This window comes from Vibrio sp. V12_P9A6T4 (assembly GCF_963874835.1).
Lineage (GTDB): Bacteria > Pseudomonadota > Gammaproteobacteria > Enterobacterales > Vibrionaceae > Vibrio > Vibrio anguillarum.
The window spans coordinates 1-16,873 of sequence record NZ_CAWNJO010000031.1; the positions used below are offsets into that span (position 1 = coordinate 1).

Sequence of the window (16,873 nt, forward strand, 5' to 3'; positions counted from 1 at the left end):
TTGTTAATTAATTGGTATTTAGGTGGAATGAACGTCATTTTTTAATAAGAATGGAATTTATAACTTCGTTGTCTAAAAAATATAAATGATAAAACTATTTTTTGTCGAAGAGTGTATGACTGAAAAACATACACTCACTAGTGAATCACACCACAATTTTATCTTGGTTTAAAAACGAACTGTTAGGCCGATATTAGCCGAAAATTGATTGATCCAATCAGATTTAAAACGAATCGCGCACGTTTCTGAAGAGGGCAGTGTGCAGGTTGCTGAAGTTTCGTTGTCAACAGAGGTACCTAACCAACGCACTTGGCTATTCAGCGCAATGTTATCGGTAAAGGCATACTCAAAACCCCCAAACAAGCTTGAAGAAAAACCATATTTATCTTTAGCCCAGTCAACATCCGTATAAGAACCACCGATACCTAGGCCTATATAAGCGGTCAATTGTTGGCTTGTCGGATAATAAATGCTGCTTTGAAAGTGGAGATAATGGATGTTGGCATCCGCGTTAATGGTTTCAACAGCGGTGTTTTGAGTGGCATAAAACAGACCAATTCGGCCTTTTTCGTAATCAGTTTCTATAGCGAGGCCATAACCAGAGGAAGCTTTTAAATCGTATTCATTGCTGGTTTGATCCTCGACTTCCCCCCCAATGATATACCCAAAAAAGGGAGAAATGATGACTTGCGCTTGTGCATAGGGAGCAGATAAAGCTCCGATGATAAGAATGATTTTATTATATTGATGCATAATTATTAACCTAAGCCACTTTTTAACGATTAGGTTATTGTGATGGTAACTCCATAATTGTGCACGAAAAACCAACGATTCTTGAAGATACTTCACACTGATGTTATTACTTTGTTATCTGATAGGAGGTGGCTATGGAACTTGATCTAAAATACGCATTAGTGATTACTGCAACGGTCTTTACTATTCTCGTCGGTTTTGGTTTGATCGCTATCAGCCATTAATCAACGAGGGTTCTGCTGATGAACACTAGTGGAACTATCTCTGATAAAGAGACGAGAGCGGATTTAGATCGGCTCTCGAAGTACATTGGAGGAAAAAATGCATTGGTTGCCCAAGGTGGTGGCCAAAGAGGTATTTTTACCGCAGGTGTGTTAGATGCGTTGCTTCTTTCCAATTTTGACCCCTTTGATGAATTCTATGGCACCTCTGCAGGTGCATTGAATTTGTGCGCTTACCTATGCCGTCAGCATGGGTTAGGCAAGGCTTTTATTTTAGAACTCACCACGGATGCTAATTTTTTTAATCTATTTAGCTACGTTCGGCGTAAGCAGTTCATGAACTTGGATTGGGCTTTAGATCGCATATCGGAATTTCCTTATCGGTTGGATGTCGATATGGGAGCCCAAGTCCTTGCGAAAAGAAAAGCTTATGCTGCTGTTACCTCAGCACACTCACTCCACGACCATTATTTCCCGATATTAGAAAGTAACTGGCGAGAGGTGTTGATTGCCACCTGTGCGATTCCCCGCTTATATCCGCATGAAGTCAAGCTGGGTGATGACCTATATATTGATGGTGGAGTATCGGCATCAATTCCAGTTCAGGAGGCATGGCGTAGAGGTGCCCGTTTTGTCGCGGTAATCCGCACTGAATGCCCTGATGTCGACGCGGTAGAGAGTGGGTTACCGATGAAGCCGTTGCCTTCTGCTAAGCCTTACAACGAGGCTCATTGGTTACATGAACCTTTGCAAAATATTCAAGGTCAGTGGCGACAAAAATTGTCTTACTGGAAGCAAGAGTGGAGTGGTCTTCTCCATCAACAAATAGAACGTTCTAAGCTACAAAAACGTGAGCAAATGAATTTGGAGCTACTCAATGGTGGACGCTGGTTATTTGGCGCTGATGATATTTATCGCTTGAGTCATTTAATTGGTGACAAGTTTGATTCGGGGTTAGCGGATATGTTAATGGTGCATTACCAAACTTATTCTCTTACTCAAGAATTTTTGCGTGCGCCGCCGGATGATGTTTACATCCTACAGATTGTGCCCAGCGAACCATTGAGGTCAAGATCTCTCTTAAGCAGTCAAGAAGATCTGCTTTATGATTATGAGCTGGGACTGACGGCGGGTTATCGCTTTATCGATCAATTTAACCAAGCGCAGTCGGCATATCAGTCCCGTATTGCATCATCGGATTATTTTCCCCGCGACCATTAAGTCAACGGGGATCACGGGTTATTCAAGGACCGGCAGGATACGCATGCAGTTGGTTGACCCTTCGACATCCATAATGTCACCTTGAGTGATGATCACTAAGTCACCGAACTCTAACAATTTTTTCTCCTTAAGCGTATTGAGAGCTGCAACGGCCACATCAAAACCAGTGTCTGCTTTGGTATCAAAATAGACGGGTGTGACTCCCCGATATAGAGCGCAGCGGTTTAAACTTCGTTCATTGGGTGACATAGCAAAGATAGGCAGTACAGAATTTAAGCGTGAGGTCATAAGCGCTGTTCTTCCTGATTCGGTCAGAGTCACCATGGCTTTGATTCCTTCCATGTGATTGGCCGCATAGATAGTGGACATCGCGATGGTCTCTTCAGCAGTCACAAACGAAGTATCGATTCGATAATTTTGTTGGCTAGCTTCGATCATTTTTTCCGCGCCGACACACACTTCGGCCATCGAACGAACCGTTTCTACTGGGTATTTACCAGCAGCAGTTTCACCTGAAAGCATCACCGCATCGGTTCCGTCAAGCACCGCATTGGCAACATCCATTACCTCCGCGCGGGTTGGCATTGGGTTCTCTATCATTGACTCCATCATTTGTGTTGCGGTGATCACTACTCTATTGAGTGCCTTAGCGCGGCGGATCAGTTTTTTCTGCACACCAACCAGCTCAGGATCACCAATTTCTACCCCCAAGTCACCACGAGCGACCATGATCACATCGGAGGCCATAATGATGTCATCAATATTGTGATCACTGGCCACGGTTTCTGCCCGTTCCACTTTCGCCACGAGCTTGGCCTCAAGGCCTGCATCACGAGCGAGGCGGCGAGCGTATTTCATATCTTCGCCATTGCGAGGAAATGAAATGGCTAGATATTCAACCTGTATTTCGGCGGCGAGTAGTATGTCTCGTTTGTCTTTTTCGGTCAGCGCTTCCGCCGATAAACCGCCACCCTTTTTGTTGATGCCTTTGTTATTTGAAAGTGGACCACCGACGGTGACTATGGTGTGTATTTTAGCACCATCGACTGCTGTAACGAGTAGTTGTACTCGTCCGTCGTCCAATAGCAGCAAGTCATCCTGTTGCACATCTTGTGGTAGTTTTTTGTAGTCAATGCCAACCGAGTCTTGGTCACCTTGCCCTGGGGGGAGCTCTGCATCAAGAACAAATCGGTCACCTTCATTTAAGTAGACTTTTCCTTCTTTAAATGTGGAGACTCTAATTTTTGGTCCTTGTAAATCACCAAGTAAAGCGACATGGCGACCCAACTTAGCCGCGATAGCTCTTACTCGTTGCGCTCGCAGTTTATGGTCCTCGGAGCTACCATGTGAAAAATTCATGCGCACAACATTTGCGCCAGCTTTGATAATCGCCTCTAATATCTCGCCTTTGTCTGTTGATGGGCCTAAAGTAGTCACGATTTTTGTTCTTCTTAACACAGCGGTCATTGTGTTCTCCTGATGGGGCGGGAATCTAGATTGAGTATATGCAAGATCTGGCGAAAGAAAGGGGATAAGAGTGAAATTTATCGACAGGTGTCAGATGATTTTTGTCACAAAAAAAGAGGAGTTTCATATTTTTTGAATGTAAACAAATGGCCGTTTATTGGCTAAATACACGAAGATCTAGGTATATCCGTGATGCTTGTCACGGCAATATACTAAAGCGCTTCACAATTACTTCGCAAAGTAAAAAAATTGGCATGTTATTGATTTCTGGAGCTCCCAATGTATATGGCGCAACCAGGCCATATTGATCATATCAAACAGGTCAATGCTGGTCGTGTATATAAACTCATTGACCAAAAAGGTCCCATTTCTCGCATCGATTTATCGAAGGAGAGTGAGCTTGCTCCGGCAAGTATTACCAAAATTACTCGTGAGTTAATTGAAGCTCATTTAATCCATGAAACGACAGTACAAGAAGCGATCAGCCGTGGCCGCCCAGCCGTTGGTTTACAAACCAATAATGAGGGATGGCAATTTTTATCCATGCGTTTAGGGCGTGGTTACCTAATTATTGCCCTGCATGAGTTGGGTGGTGAAGTGTTGATCGACACCAAAATTGAGATCCATGAGCTAGACCAAGATGACGTGCTCGCTAGGTTGCTTTACGAAATTGAAGAGTTTTTTCAAACCTACTCGTCGCAATTGGATCGAGTGACTAGTATCGCAATTACCTTGCCCGGTTTAGTGAATTCAGAGCAAGGGATTGTACTGCAGATGCCTCATTACAATGTGGAAAATCTGGCTCTTGGTCCTGAAATTTATAAGGCGACGGGCCTACCTGTATTTGTGGCGAATGATACCCGAGCTTGGGCACTGGCTGAAAAGTTGTTTGGCCACTCGCAAGGCAATGAAAATTCAGTTCTTATCTCTATTCACCACGGTTTAGGGGCTGGCATTATCCTTGATGGCAGGGTGCTGCAAGGTCGGCACGGGAATATCGGTGAGTTAGGTCATATCCAAATTGATCCGCATGGTAAACGTTGCCATTGTGGCAATATTGGCTGTTTGGAGACAGTCGCCAGTTCGCAAGCAATTCGTGAAGAAGTGGCGCTGCGTATTGCAAACGGTGAGGTTTCATCATTGACTGAGCACAGTGAAATCACTATTGAAGATATCTGTGAGGCCGCAGCAGAGGGTGACCCATTAGCGGTGGATGTGATAGAGAAACTAGGGCGTTATTTAGGGGCCGCAATCGCAATTGTGATCAACCTGTTTAACCCAGAAAAAATTCTTATCGGTGGTGTTATCAACCAAGCTAAGAACGTGTTATACCCTGCATTGCAAAAATGCATCGAAGAGCAGAGCTTACCTGTCTATCATCAAGATCTCGAATTAGTGGAATCACGTTTTTATAAACAGGCAACCATGCCCGGTGCGGCTTTGATTAAACAAGCTCTCTATGATGGACTTTTGCTGATGAAAGTTGTCGAAGGTTAATTTTTTCGCGGTTAGATCATTTATATTTTTTACAATTAACCCATATGGCTATACTGTTATGTGAGTTCACTATAATTTTCGGGATTTCGTATGTCAGGTGTTTTAAATACGGTTGACCAGCGCACCAATCTTGTCGGAGAGAATCGACTTGAGTTGCTTTTATTCAGCTTAAATAGCCGGCAAATTTTTGCGATCAATGTATTTAAGGTGAGGGAAGTGATCAAAGTTCCTCAGTTAACGAAATTGCCCGGTTCTCATCATAATATTACGGGTGTAGCCTCATTGAGGGGAGTGCCAGTTCCTGTCATTGATTTGCGCAGTGCGATCGGTTTTCCTCCATCTCGCTTGGATAGCCAGGAACAGAACCTCATCATCACAGAGTACAATCGAACCATTCAAGGTTTTTTGGTTGGGCAAGTTCGCAATATTATCAATACCGCATGGACTGAAATTCAGCCACCACCGCGTTTAGCTGGCCGGTCTAATTACCTTACCGCTATCACCCATGTTAAAGAGGTCAACAGTAGCCATATTGTTGAAATCATTGATGTTGAAAAAGTGTTAGCTGAGATTATTGATTATGATGTTTCTATCTCAGAAGGCATTCTTGATCATGATTTGGTTGCGGAGATGGTCGGGCGAAAAATTCTGATTGTGGATGATTCTTCAACGGCTCGTAACCAAATAAAAGGGACGCTCTCACAGCTTGGTTTGGAAATTGTCGAATGCAGAGATGGCTTAGAAGCATTGAATCTTCTGAAGTCGTGGAGCGATGAAGGAAGAGATGTAACGAGTGAGCTTTTACTGATGATCACCGATGCTGAAATGCCAGAAATGGACGGCTATAAACTGACTTCCGAGATCCGTAATGATCCGAGAATGAAATCACTATTTATTACGTTAAACACGTCACTCAGTGGCAGCTTTAATGAAGCCATGGTACAAAAAGTGGGTTGTGATCGTTTTATCTCTAAATTCCAACCCGATTTATTAGTACAAGTGGCACAAGACCGATTGCGTGATGTGCTTTCGTAAGATTTTTAGCCATCATTACAATAAAGTCGTCTCTAATGTAATGTGCCGACATGAAATAGTAACGTTCACCTCAAACGACAATGCCTTGCTGATGAGGCAAGGCATTGAAATATTAAAAAAAGCTAAGCCATTACTTTTTCGGTTGTGCATCAATACATTGACCATTCACGGCTTGGCTTTCCGGCGCCATTAAATAGAGATAAAGCGGCATGATATCTTTAGGCGTTTTCAACAACTCCACATCTTCAGCGGGATAAGCTTTGGCGCGCATGCCTGTGCGCGTGCCACCGGGATTAATTGCATTCACTCGAATTGATGTGTTGCTTAGCTCATCAGCTAGCACTTGCATCATCCCTTCTGTGGCGAATTTTGACATAGCATAAGTGCCCCAAAAAGCACGACCATCATGGCCTACGGTTGAAGACGTAAATACAATCCGCGCATCTGGAGATTTGTGCAGCAATGGCAGCGCCGCTTGGCTGAGTAAGAATTGCGCTTTGACGTTGACCTGCATGATATCGTCATAAGAATCTTCACCGATCTGATCAAACGGGCTGATCACACCCAAAAGCCCCGCGTTATGTAGCACGCCATCTAAGCGACCAAACTGCTCTGCAATGGTATCGATCATATCGAGGTAATGTTGCTTGGTGGCTCCTTTCATGTCCAGCGGAACAATCGCAGGTGTTGCGTAGCCAGCGTTTTCTATCTCATCATAAGTTTGTTCTAACTTTTTCACCGTGCGGCCGAGCAAAATGACGGTTGCGCCGTGGGCTGCATAGCTGATAGCGGCTTGTTTTCCGATACCGTCGCCAGCACCTGTAACTAAAATGACTCTATCTTTGAGGGCATCTGCAGAAACTGAATAATCCACCTTGTGCTTCCTTATTGTTATGATTTGCTTTAAGTCTTCGTGACAAGGTGGTTACAATACACCAAATCAAAACCTATGAGGATTAGGACGTTGGAATTTTTATTGGACTACGGCCTATTTTTGGCCAAGATTGCGACAATCGTCGTCGCTCTTGTTGTGCTATTGGTCATTGTGAAATCAGTGGGCGGAAAAAACAGCGCGCAGAAAGGCGAGCTGGAAGTGGTGAATTTAACCGAGCGTCATAAAGAAATGGTCGAGCAGATGGAACACCATCTGCACGATGATGCTTTCTTGAAGGCTCGCGATAAAGCAGAAAAGAAAAGCGAAAAAGAGAAAAACAAAGTACGTGACAAAGCGATCAAAAAAGCGGCCAAAGAGGGAGCGTTAGATACCAAACGTGAACCGCATCTCTTTGTCTTGGATTTCAACGGCAGTATTGATGCCAAAGAAGTGAGTTCGCTACGCGAGGAAGTGACCGCCATTCTCGCCGTTGCTCGCCAAGGTGATGAAGTGTTGCTGCGTTTAGAGACTGGCGGTGGCATGGTGCATGGTTATGGTTTGGCTTCTTCGCAGCTCGATCGCATTAAAGCAGCTGGGTTACCCCTAACCATCGCAGTTGATAAAGTGGCCGCCAGCGGTGGTTATATGATGGCGTGTATTGCTGATAAAATTGTGGCCGCTCCTTTTGCGATTGTTGGATCCATTGGCGTTATTGCACAGTTGCCTAATTTCAATAAACTGCTTAAAAAACATGACATTGAATTTGAACAATTGACCGCAGGTGAATACAAACGCACGCTGACTATGTTTGGTGAAAACAGTGATAAAGCGCGCGATAAGTTCAAGCAAGAACTCGAAGAGACCCACGAACTGTTTAAAGATTTTATCCGCGAGCATCGTCCAGCGCTTGACCTTGAGAAAGTGGCCACTGGTGAACACTGGTTTGGGACTCAAGCTCAAGAGCTCGGTTTAGTCGATGAGATCAAAACTTCTGACGACTTAGTGGTTGCTGCGTGTAAAGATAAAACGGTACTGGCAATCCATTATGTGCAGAAGAAAAAACTGACTGATAAATTGGCTGGTGTTGCGGGCGAAGCGGCTGATAGCGTGCTTCTGAAATTGATCAGTCGCGGTCAACGGCCAATCGTTTAGGTTAGGCGCGTCTTTCTCGAAGCAGGCAGATTATTTTTCGGAGAGTATTAAGCGGAGAAGTGCGTTACTTCTCCGTTTTTTTTGATCTCAGCCATTCACCGATGGCGAGTATCAACCCGGCCAACATGCCTGCTAAATGCGCTTCGATAGCCACGCGTGCATTAATAAGCTCACTGGTGTTACTTGAAGCGCCGAAAATTTGCTCCCAGACAACTTTGACAATAACACCAACCACCAACAGCCAACTGCTGCGACGCCCTTGCAGTGCTTCTTGTAGAGCCAAATAGGCAAACATTCCATGGAGCGCGCCTGAAAGGCCGACATAGACTTGCATACGGCTCAAAAAAAGGCTGACGCCTACCATCAGGCCGGTTGCCAGAAGGCTGATTAACCATTTTTTACTGCTCGGCTGAAACACAAAATGGATAATCCACAACCCTGCGAGGTTCATACCAAGGTGTGTAAAGTTGGTGTGTGTGAAATTTCCTGTTAGGATCCGCCACCATTGGCCCGCTTCAATGGCAGGCCGATTCCACGCACTGAGGGCGGCCAGTGGCGGCCATTGCAACCCCAAGCAGACCAAGCTGATAGCAAGTAGTGCAAAATAACGATTTTTTTGATGGTTTATGTTTAGTAAGCAAAGGCGAAAGTAATTCACGTTATGTCTCGATACTGTTCTCAATGTGGTAAAGCGCGAAAAGCCTGCATCTGTTCTTTGATCGTACCGCTTTCCTCGTCGGTCGAGCTTATCATTCTTCAACATCCGACAGAAGAACATCGCCCAATGGGTACAGCCCGAATTCTCGATTTATCTTTAGCCAATTGCAGGCGCTTTGTTGCCGAAGATTTTAGCCAGCACACTCAGCTGAATGAGTGCTTAGCTGAGCCGGATGTGCTCAACTATGTACTTTACCCGCATGAGACTGCGCAGCCCGTGTCGGCTATGAACATCAACGCTGATACCAGAAAAGTACGAGTTATTTTACTCGATGGTACTTGGAAGAAAGCGTATAAAATGTGGCAACTCTCGAGCAATTTACATTCGCTAGCGTGTTTGCACTTGCCGACCGATCTCAAAGGCAATTATCGCATTCGTAAAGCACCGAGTGAAAACAGCTTATCGACCGTTGAAGCTGGTTTTCATATCTTGTCATTGCTTGAGCCTCGGCAAAATTTTCAACCGCTCCTTGATGCTTTTGATGCGATGGTTGCCTTTCAAATTAGCCAAATGCCAGCTGGGGTTTTTAAGCAAAACTATATCAGTGAGTAACCGCTATATCAGTGAGTAACGGTGGCAGAAGCTACCACTCAACCAGCCATTAATAGTGATTATGAGCTGAGAACAGTTGTTGATGGAGCCTTTGCGCATAGCCATCGGTCATAGCCGAAATATAGTCACAGATGACGCGCATACCATCGTCTTCATTAGTTTGGGCTTGCCATTTACCGCGCGTTGTTTCTGGCAGTAAGCGTTCAGGATCGGCGCTCAGTGCTTCAAATAGATCCATGATGATCTGCTGGCCTTTGTATTCAAAACGCTGCACTTGCGGAATTTGAATCACATATTGGTTCACAAATGATTTCAGTACTTCCAGCGCGGCGGCCATATTGGGTTCTAAATAGGCGTTGAAGGCGAGTAATTCATTCTCAAAATGCGCATCAACGGCTTGAATATGAATGCTAGTCAGTAGCGCATTAACAATCCCGCCAATCGCATCTTTACGACGATAATGTTTGCCTGCAAACAGCATTTCACTGATGGAAGCGATGTGTTCTTCAAACCACGCATCGCCGCATTCGGCCAGTTTCGAGGCTGCGGCCTCTTGCCACTGTTGGCGAGTCACCATGCCAAGCACGATGGCATCTTCTAAATCGTGCACGCCGTAGGCAATGTCATCGGCCAGCTCCATGATTGAGCAATCGAGTGATTTAAAGCGAGTCTTGTGATGTTGATAAGGCGTTGCGGGCTGACCACGCATTTGACTGAGCAGGGCTTTATCTTGCGCAGAGAGCGGCTCCGTTACCCAACAAAAAATCGCGTGATCGCAATCGTATATTCCCTTAGCGGGCGACCACTCTTTAGCTTTCAACTGACGCTGGTGAGCGACTGCATTGGGTTGCTGTACGGCGCGAGTTTGGCTCAGCAGTGCAGGATATTTTAATAAGCCCAGCACAGTGCGGCGCGACAGGTTCATACCATGGTGTTCGGTGTAGGGCTCTAAGCTGGTCACAATTCGAAAGGTTTGCGCGTTGCCTTCAAAGCCGCCGTGATCGCGCATCATATAATTGAGCGCCACTTCGCCGCCATGACCATAAGGAGGATGGCCGATATCATGCGCTAGGCATAAGGAATCGATCAAACTATCCGAAGGCAGCAAATCACGAAACTCTGGTTGCTTGAGTTTAATTTGCGCCACTATACCAGTGCCGAGTTGCGCGGCTTCTAAGGAGTGAGTGAGGCGAGTGCGATGGAAATCATTCAAGCTAGTGCCATGTACTTGAGTTTTGGCTTGCAAGCGACGAAATGCTGCCGAGTGAAGAATACGTGCCCGATCGCGTTGGAAAGGGCTGCGGTGATCATCGCGGCGGATTTTATGCTCATCATCTTGGCGTTCAAGCCATTTGGGGTCAATGGATATATCCATGCCATCTCCTGCAGTACATTTATGTTTTTCAAACACTTAACAAGTAACTTAGCGTGAGTTAGCTGATCTCGTCCAGCGTTAATTCGAAACTAGGGGCAAAGGTATTGAGAAAATACTCCATCTCAGGTGTATGGCGATCTCGTAAGGTGACGTCTAAACGTTTTTTGGCCAGCGCATATTCATGGTTGCCCGCGCTGAGTTCTTCTAAGCATTTGAGATAGGCGCAGAGTGAATCTGCCTGTTTGACTATCGCCACATCTTCAGGGTGCGCGGCGTCTGAAACGAGATATGGAGCAAAATCCTCACGCAGCTCTTCAGGCAACATCGAGAGCAGTTTTTGTTCGGCAGCGGCTTCTATTTTTTTGTATTCTTTAGCAATATCGGGGTTGTAGTATTTAACTGGTGTCGGAAGATCACCCGTCAACACTTCACTGGTATCGTGATACATACCTAAAATCGCAATCCGTTCAGGGTTGACCTTGCCGCCAAATTTTTTGTTTTTGATTACGGCTAAAGCGTGAGCGACAAATGCCACTTGTAGGCTGTGTTCAGAGATATTTTCACTGGAGATGGATCGCATTAAAGGCCAGCGTTGAATTAACTTCATTCGGGCTAAGTGAGCAAAAAAGTGACTCTCTTTCATTGCAATAAACATCCTTGCTGTTTTGGGGACCAAGAGAAAAATTGGCGATTAAAAGAAAACGGGCGCACTTTTAGTATCGAAAAGTGCGCCCGTTTAGCATATGGAAGTTTACGTCAGAATGCTACTGACTGTAGGTCGATAAGAAACGTTCGAAGCGGCCAATGGCAATTTCCAAATCTTCAATATGCGGTAAGGTGACAATGCGGAAGTGGTCCGGTTTTGGCCAGTTAAAGCCCGTTCCTTGAACCAATAGCACTTTCTCTTGTTTTAAGAAGTCGAGTACCATTTTTTGGTCATCTTTAATGCTGTACATTTTCGTGTCGATTTTCGGGAACAGGTACATGGCTCCTTTAGGTTTGACACATGAGACGCCGGGGATCTGGTTGATCAATTCCCACGCGCGGTCGCGCTGTTCGAGCAGTCGGCCACCGGGTAAAATCAGCTCATTGATACTTTGATAGCCACCTAATGCGGTTTGAATCGCATGCTGCATGGGCACGTTGGCACACAAACGCATTGAGGCAAGCATTTCCAAACCAGCCACATAACCTTTGGCAATGTGTTTTGGCCCGGTAAGGAACATCCAACCACCACGGAACCCGCATACACGGTACGCTTTTGACAGGCCGTTAAAAGTGACCATTAAAACGTCATCAGCCAGTGTTGAAATGGGCGTATGGGTTGCACCATCGTATAAGATTTTGTCGTAGATTTCGTCGGCGAAAATGATCAATTTATGCTTGCGGGCAATCTCAACAATTTCCAGCAGGAAATCACGGCTATAGACAGCACCTGTTGGGTTGTTGGGGTTGATCAACACAATACCGCGTGTTTTGGGCGTGATTTTACTGTTGATGTCGTTGAGATCAGGATACCAATCGGCTTCTTCATCACACAAGTAATGCACAGCAGTGCCACCGGAGAGGGCGACCGAAGCGGTCCATAATGGATAATCAGGAGCAGGGACAAGCATTTCATCGCCATTATTAAGCAACGCTTGCATCGCCATCACGATAAGCTCTGAAGCACCATTACCGATGTAAACATCTTCTACATCTAGGCTACGCAGCCCTTTTTTCTGGTAGTGCTGCACCACGGCTTTGCGCGCGGAATAGATCCCCTTTGAGTCGCAATAGCCTTGTGAAGTAGGCAGATTACGGATCACATCAACTAGGATTTCATCTGGGGCGTCAAAGCCAAATGGGGCGGGGTTACCAATGTTTAACTTCAGTATTTTATGCCCCTCTTCCTCCATGCGTTTAGCATGTTTGAGTACAGGACCCCTAATGTCATAGCAGACATTGTCGAGTTTTGACGACATCCCGATATTTTGCATTGTATAATTCCTGAAAAATAAATAATTTCTTTATTAAACTACACTAAATTGATGTTTGATAGAATAAAAATCTGCCACTGTACGCTTTTAGGATACAGATGAAGATGCCCGTTATCACAGGAATCTGCAAAAGATAACTCGTAACCTTGATTTCGTTTCCCTCTCTAAATAGAGTAGCCGTCAGTAGAGCCCGTGTCTCAATGTTTTCGAGGTCGATTTGTCGCATTTTCATCAAGCTATTGCTCGGTTAATCGAGCAAATAAACGACGCGAAGGATGATGACGTTCGTTTTGTACAAATACTGCAAGAAGCTCCCCCTTTCGCGCCAATTGATTGGCTTGAAGCGCAACCCATTTTCCCTAAATTTTATTGGCAGTCACGTGATACGCGCGAAGAAGTAGTGGCATTAGGTCAGCTGTATACTTTTTCTGAGGCTGAACCTGCCTACGCTATTCTTGGTCAGGAGCAGCGAGTTTGGGGTGGACGTTCTTTTGATGGGCATACGGACAAAAATCGCCGTTGTCTATCCTCATTTTTCTTTTTACCGCAAATTGAGCTGATTTGCTGTGATGGTCAATGGTCATTGGCGGCGAATATTACCGCTGAACGCCAACGAACCTTGGTCGCACTGCATAAACTGCAACTTGAAGTTAGTCCGTTACGTGGCATGATGTCACATATAAAACAGGTCACCCATCAACCTAATGAGGTGAAGTGGCAGCAGTTGGTCAATCAAGTGCTTGAGGGAATTGGTCATCAAGCGTTTAAGAAAGTGGTACTCGCGCGGCAAACGACACTCAGTTTAGATAAGCCGTTAAGCGCGGCGCAGTTGCTTAAGGCAAGTGCGGCGCACAATCATCACAGTTTTCATTTTTTATTAGCATTTGATCAAAAACACAGCTTTATGGGGTCGACACCTGAGCGTTTGTACGCTCGCCAAGGGCAGACTTTGTATACCGAAGCACTAGCTGGAACTATAGGTCGAGGAGAAAATGCGAGCCAAGACATGGAGTTATCTCATTGGCTTACTCAAGACAGTAAAAATCTTAATGAAAATCAATATGTAGTGGATGACATTATTGAACGGTTAACGCCTCATTCTGAAAGGGTTGATGTGGAACAGGACGTCCGTTTAGTGCGTTTGCGCAAAGTGCAACATTTAAAACGGGGTATCCATGCGCAGCTGAAAAAGGGCGTGAATGGTGTACAACTGCTGAGCGCTTTACAACCGACCGCTGCCGTGGCAGGCCTGCCGCGTAAAGCAGCAATGGATTTTATTCAGGCCAATGAGCCTTTTGCCCGTGGTTGGTATGCCGGTTCAGTCGGTTATATTAGCCATCAACAAGCAGAGTTTTGTGTGGCGATTCGCAGCGCCTTGCTGGTGGAGAATCAAGTTCAACTGTTTGCCGGAGCGGGCATTGTTCCTGGCTCAGTGGCTGAGCATGAATGGCAAGAACTGGACAAAAAAATGTCAACCTTACTGAGCTTGATCAGCGATCATTTACCGTTAGGAGTAGCGTCATGAAACATGGCCAAGCGGTGCTAAACCGAATTTGGAGCCAAACGCTACTTGAGGAACTTACTCGACTTGGGGTGCAAGAGATTTGTATTGCACCGGGTTCACGCTCGACACCGTTGACCTTAGAGGCGGCCGCCAATCACAAGCTTTCAATCCATACTCACTTTGATGAGCGTGGGCTGGGCTTTCTTGCTTTAGGTCTTGCCAAGGCGAGCCAAAAACCAGTTGCGGTGATTGTCACCTCTGGCACAGCGGCGGCTAATTTACTGCCTGCGATTGCTGAGTCACACCTCACGGGTGAAAAGCTCGTCGTACTCACTGCTGACCGGCCCGTTGAGCTAGTGGGGTGCGGTGCGAACCAAGCAATCAATCAAGTAGGTATTTACTCATCACATGTCACGCAGGCGGTGAATTTACCCAGTCCATCGACAGCTGTTCCATTGACTTGGCTATTAACCACTGTGGATGACGCGATGGCTAACCAATCTCACGTGGGGGGCGCAATACAGATTAACTGCCCCTTTCCCGAACCACTTTATGCCGAACATGATGTAGATCTCTACGCGGACTATTTAGCTGTTATTGAACCGTGGCGTCGGCGTGAGCAAACATTCAGCTCTCGCCAGTACCAAACCGAAACAAAACCCTTAGATGATGGTGCATGGCTGAATAAAAAAGGGCTGGTGATTCTTGGTTCGTTGACATTAGCTGAAGCGAAGAAGGCAAAGCATTTTGCCAACAAACTTGGCTGGCCAGTCTTGTGCGATCCACAGTCAGGCGTGAGCAGCGAATGGGCGCATTTTGATTTGTGGTTACAAAATGCGCGAGCACGTGAGCAACTGAGTGAAAGTGAGGTGGTGATCCAATTCGGTTCACGGCTGGTCTCGAAACGGCTTACTCAATGGTTAGCTAGCCATGCTCACGCGGGTAACGTGCAGTACATTTACGTTTCACCTCAAATGGCACGTAATAATCAAAACCATCTCATGCAACAGCAGTTTGTCACCGATATTACGTTGTGGATTGATCAGCATATTGGCAAATTGACCGCCTTAGGTGCGGCGCAAGCGGGTTGGGCGGATCGCTTGAAAAGTGTGGCGCAAGAGATTGCCCAACTAGCCAAACTGCATTTGAACGGTGACTCTTCTATTACAGAGATTGGTTTAGCGCTCGATATGGCAGAGCGTAGTGAAGGGGCTGATCTGTTTATCAGCAACAGTTTGTTCGTCCGTTTAGCCGATATGTTTGCTCAAATTGAGGGACGTTCGGTTTACTCCAATCGAGGCGCTTCGGGCATTGATGGCTTAGTGGCAACCGCCGCAGGAGTACAGCGAGCCAATCATAATCCAATGTTGGTATTTATTGGTGACACGTCATTGCTGTATGATCTGAATTCTCTAGCTCTGCTTAGCCAAGTCAGCACGCCTCTGGTGCTGGTGGTGGTGAATAATGATGGTGGCGCTATTTTTGATCTATTACCCGTTCCCAAAACGCACAAAACCGCCTTGTACCAAATGCCCCATGGCTACCAATTTGAACACGCCGCACGGCAGTTTCGTTTAGGTTATGCTTGTCCGCAAACCTTATCTGCTTATCAAAGCTTGGTCCGTGAACATTTACAGCAGGGTACTGGCACCTTATTGGTTGAAGTGACCACGCCGTCTGGGCAAGCCGGTGAGCAAATCACACAATTTACCCAGCAAGTCTATGCTTTGTAGTCGTTTTTATTGCAGCACCACCACAGGTTCGACGTCGGTCGAGCCTGTGGTGGTTTTTCTACATGGTTTACTAGGCAGTGGGCGAGATTGGTCGAAAACGGCGCTTTTCCTTTCGCCATACTCGCAATTATGGATTGATCTTCCCGGTCATGGCGGTAGTCAGTCTCTCTTATGTGATGATTTTGATGAGTGCTGCGCTCACATTTCTGCAACCGTGCTTAAGCAGCTTGGCGAAAAAACACCTATCGTATTGGTGGGCTATTCACTTGGTGGAAGGCTGGCAATGTATGGCGTGGCGATGCAGCGTTTTTCGGCGTTGAATATTCAAGGTTTGATCGTTGAGGGTGGCCACTTCGGCTTGCAGAGTTCTTTTGAACGTGAACAACGATTGAAAAATGATCACCATTGGGCACATCGTTTCCAAACTGAGCAGATTGAGCGAGTTTTGGTCGATTGGTATCGTCAACCCGTTTTTTCTTCATTAAATCATGAGCAAAGACAAACTTTAGTCACTCAACGCAGTGCTAATCTTGGGGTGGCAGTGGCTCACATGCTACTTTCGACTTCATTGGCAAAGCAGCCTTATCTGCTCGCACAACTTGAGCAAGTCGCATTGCCAATGGTCTATGTTTGTGGGGAGAAGGACAGTAAGTTTGTTCAGCTGGCACAACAAAGCGGTTTCGAATATCGCCAAGTGCGGGCTGCGGGGCATAATGTCCATTATGAGCAGCCCGAAGTATTTGCTCATCTTATTCAAGAGTTTATCAGCCAATGCTAACGCGTTGGTTCAAA

At 45.9% G+C, this 16,873-nt stretch carries 16 protein-coding genes; 9 read left to right on the forward strand and 7 right to left on the reverse strand.

Annotation, left to right across the window (positions count from 1 at the left end; all coding sequences use genetic code 11):
* Nucleotides 1-168: 168 nt before the first annotated feature.
* A complete protein-coding gene (locus AACQ42_RS01800) occupies nucleotides 169-753 on the reverse strand; it encodes an outer membrane beta-barrel protein (protein ID WP_176429701.1) in 585 nt (194 codons plus the stop codon).
* 134 nt (nucleotides 754-887) lie between these two features.
* Between AACQ42_RS01800 and cydH the strand changes: the two genes are divergently transcribed.
* On the forward strand, nucleotides 888-977 hold the full coding sequence (gene cydH / locus AACQ42_RS01805) for a cytochrome bd-I oxidase subunit CydH (protein ID WP_094123948.1): 90 nt from the start codon (nucleotides 888-890) through the stop codon (nucleotides 975-977).
* 18 nt (nucleotides 978-995) lie between these two features.
* On the forward strand, nucleotides 996-2,195 hold the full coding sequence (locus AACQ42_RS01810) for a patatin-like phospholipase family protein (protein WP_094165976.1): 1,200 nt from the start codon (nucleotides 996-998) through the stop codon (nucleotides 2,193-2,195).
* 18 nt (nucleotides 2,196-2,213) lie between these two features.
* Here AACQ42_RS01810 and pyk read toward each other — a convergent pair whose 3' ends face one another.
* Nucleotides 2,214-3,662 carry a pyruvate kinase gene (gene pyk / locus AACQ42_RS01815; protein ID WP_017045267.1) on the reverse strand — a complete coding sequence of 483 codons (1,449 nt, stop codon included), beginning with the start codon at nucleotides 3,660-3,662 and terminating at the stop codon, nucleotides 2,214-2,216.
* A 279-nt stretch (nucleotides 3,663-3,941) separates the two neighbouring features.
* Between pyk and mlc the strand changes: the two genes are divergently transcribed.
* The gene (mlc, locus tag AACQ42_RS01820; RefSeq protein ID WP_013856420.1) at nucleotides 3,942-5,159 is read left to right on the forward strand and encodes a sugar metabolism global transcriptional regulator Mlc; all 1,218 of its coding nucleotides are present in this window, start codon (nucleotides 3,942-3,944) and stop codon (nucleotides 5,157-5,159) included.
* 90 nt (nucleotides 5,160-5,249) lie between these two features.
* Entirely contained in the window at nucleotides 5,250-6,194 is a 945-nt protein-coding gene (locus AACQ42_RS01825) for a chemotaxis protein CheV (protein ID WP_013856421.1), read from the forward strand.
* A gap of 130 nt (nucleotides 6,195-6,324) precedes the next feature.
* Here the strand turns inward: AACQ42_RS01825 and AACQ42_RS01830 are convergent, their stop codons facing one another.
* Complete coding sequence (locus AACQ42_RS01830) at nucleotides 6,325-7,068, reverse strand: YciK family oxidoreductase (RefSeq protein ID WP_094165977.1); 744 nt, start codon at nucleotides 7,066-7,068, stop codon at nucleotides 6,325-6,327.
* 90 nt (nucleotides 7,069-7,158) lie between these two features.
* On the opposite strand from AACQ42_RS01830, the gene sohB reads away from it, so the two are divergent.
* A complete protein-coding gene (gene sohB / locus AACQ42_RS01835) occupies nucleotides 7,159-8,220 on the forward strand; it encodes a protease SohB (protein WP_026028392.1) in 1,062 nt (353 codons plus the stop codon).
* A 64-nt stretch (nucleotides 8,221-8,284) separates the two neighbouring features.
* Here the strand turns inward: sohB and rrtA are convergent, their stop codons facing one another.
* Nucleotides 8,285-8,878, reverse strand: coding sequence for a rhombosortase (rrtA, locus tag AACQ42_RS01840; RefSeq protein WP_094151276.1), 594 nt, complete (start codon nucleotides 8,876-8,878; stop codon nucleotides 8,285-8,287).
* A gap of 3 nt (nucleotides 8,879-8,881) precedes the next feature.
* Here rrtA and AACQ42_RS01845 point away from each other — a divergent pair, with 3 nt between their 5' ends.
* Nucleotides 8,882-9,490 (forward strand): tRNA-uridine aminocarboxypropyltransferase, encoded by a 609-nt coding sequence (locus AACQ42_RS01845; RefSeq protein WP_064625702.1) that lies wholly within the window; start codon nucleotides 8,882-8,884, stop codon nucleotides 9,488-9,490.
* Between the two features lie 49 nt (nucleotides 9,491-9,539).
* Here AACQ42_RS01845 and AACQ42_RS01850 read toward each other — a convergent pair whose 3' ends face one another.
* The 3 genes from AACQ42_RS01850 to AACQ42_RS01860 all read right to left on the reverse strand — a co-directional run bounded on the left by AACQ42_RS01850 (nucleotide 9,540) and on the right by AACQ42_RS01860 (nucleotide 12,844).
* On the reverse strand, nucleotides 9,540-10,865 hold the full coding sequence (locus AACQ42_RS01850; RefSeq protein WP_029388086.1) for an anti-phage deoxyguanosine triphosphatase: 1,326 nt from the start codon (nucleotides 10,863-10,865) through the stop codon (nucleotides 9,540-9,542).
* A 58-nt stretch (nucleotides 10,866-10,923) separates the two neighbouring features.
* Nucleotides 10,924-11,508 carry a 5'-deoxynucleotidase gene (gene yfbR / locus AACQ42_RS01855; RefSeq protein ID WP_026028390.1) on the reverse strand — a complete coding sequence of 195 codons (585 nt, stop codon included), beginning with the start codon at nucleotides 11,506-11,508 and terminating at the stop codon, nucleotides 10,924-10,926.
* Between the two features lie 121 nt (nucleotides 11,509-11,629).
* Nucleotides 11,630-12,844, reverse strand: a complete 1,215-nt coding sequence (locus tag AACQ42_RS01860; protein ID WP_013856428.1) for a pyridoxal phosphate-dependent aminotransferase — start codon at nucleotides 12,842-12,844, stop codon at nucleotides 11,630-11,632.
* Between the two features lie 217 nt (nucleotides 12,845-13,061).
* On the opposite strand from AACQ42_RS01860, the gene AACQ42_RS01865 reads away from it, so the two are divergent.
* The 3 genes from AACQ42_RS01865 to menH are packed head-to-tail and all read left to right on the forward strand — an operon-like array spanning nucleotide 13,062 to nucleotide 16,859.
* Nucleotides 13,062-14,369, forward strand: a complete 1,308-nt coding sequence (locus AACQ42_RS01865; RefSeq protein WP_094165978.1) for an isochorismate synthase — start codon at nucleotides 13,062-13,064, stop codon at nucleotides 14,367-14,369.
* Nucleotides 14,366-16,081: a 2-succinyl-5-enolpyruvyl-6-hydroxy-3-cyclohexene-1-carboxylic-acid synthase gene (menD, locus tag AACQ42_RS01870; RefSeq protein WP_094165979.1), complete on the forward strand. Its 1,716-nt coding sequence runs from the start codon at nucleotides 14,366-14,368 to the stop codon at nucleotides 16,079-16,081. The genes AACQ42_RS01865 and menD overlap by 4 nt, the downstream gene beginning before the upstream one ends.
* Entirely contained in the window at nucleotides 16,071-16,859 is a 789-nt protein-coding gene (menH, locus tag AACQ42_RS01875; protein WP_094165980.1) for a 2-succinyl-6-hydroxy-2,4-cyclohexadiene-1-carboxylate synthase, read from the forward strand. Before menD ends, menH begins: the two co-directional genes overlap by 11 nt.
* Nucleotides 16,860-16,873: the final 14 nt, after the last annotated feature.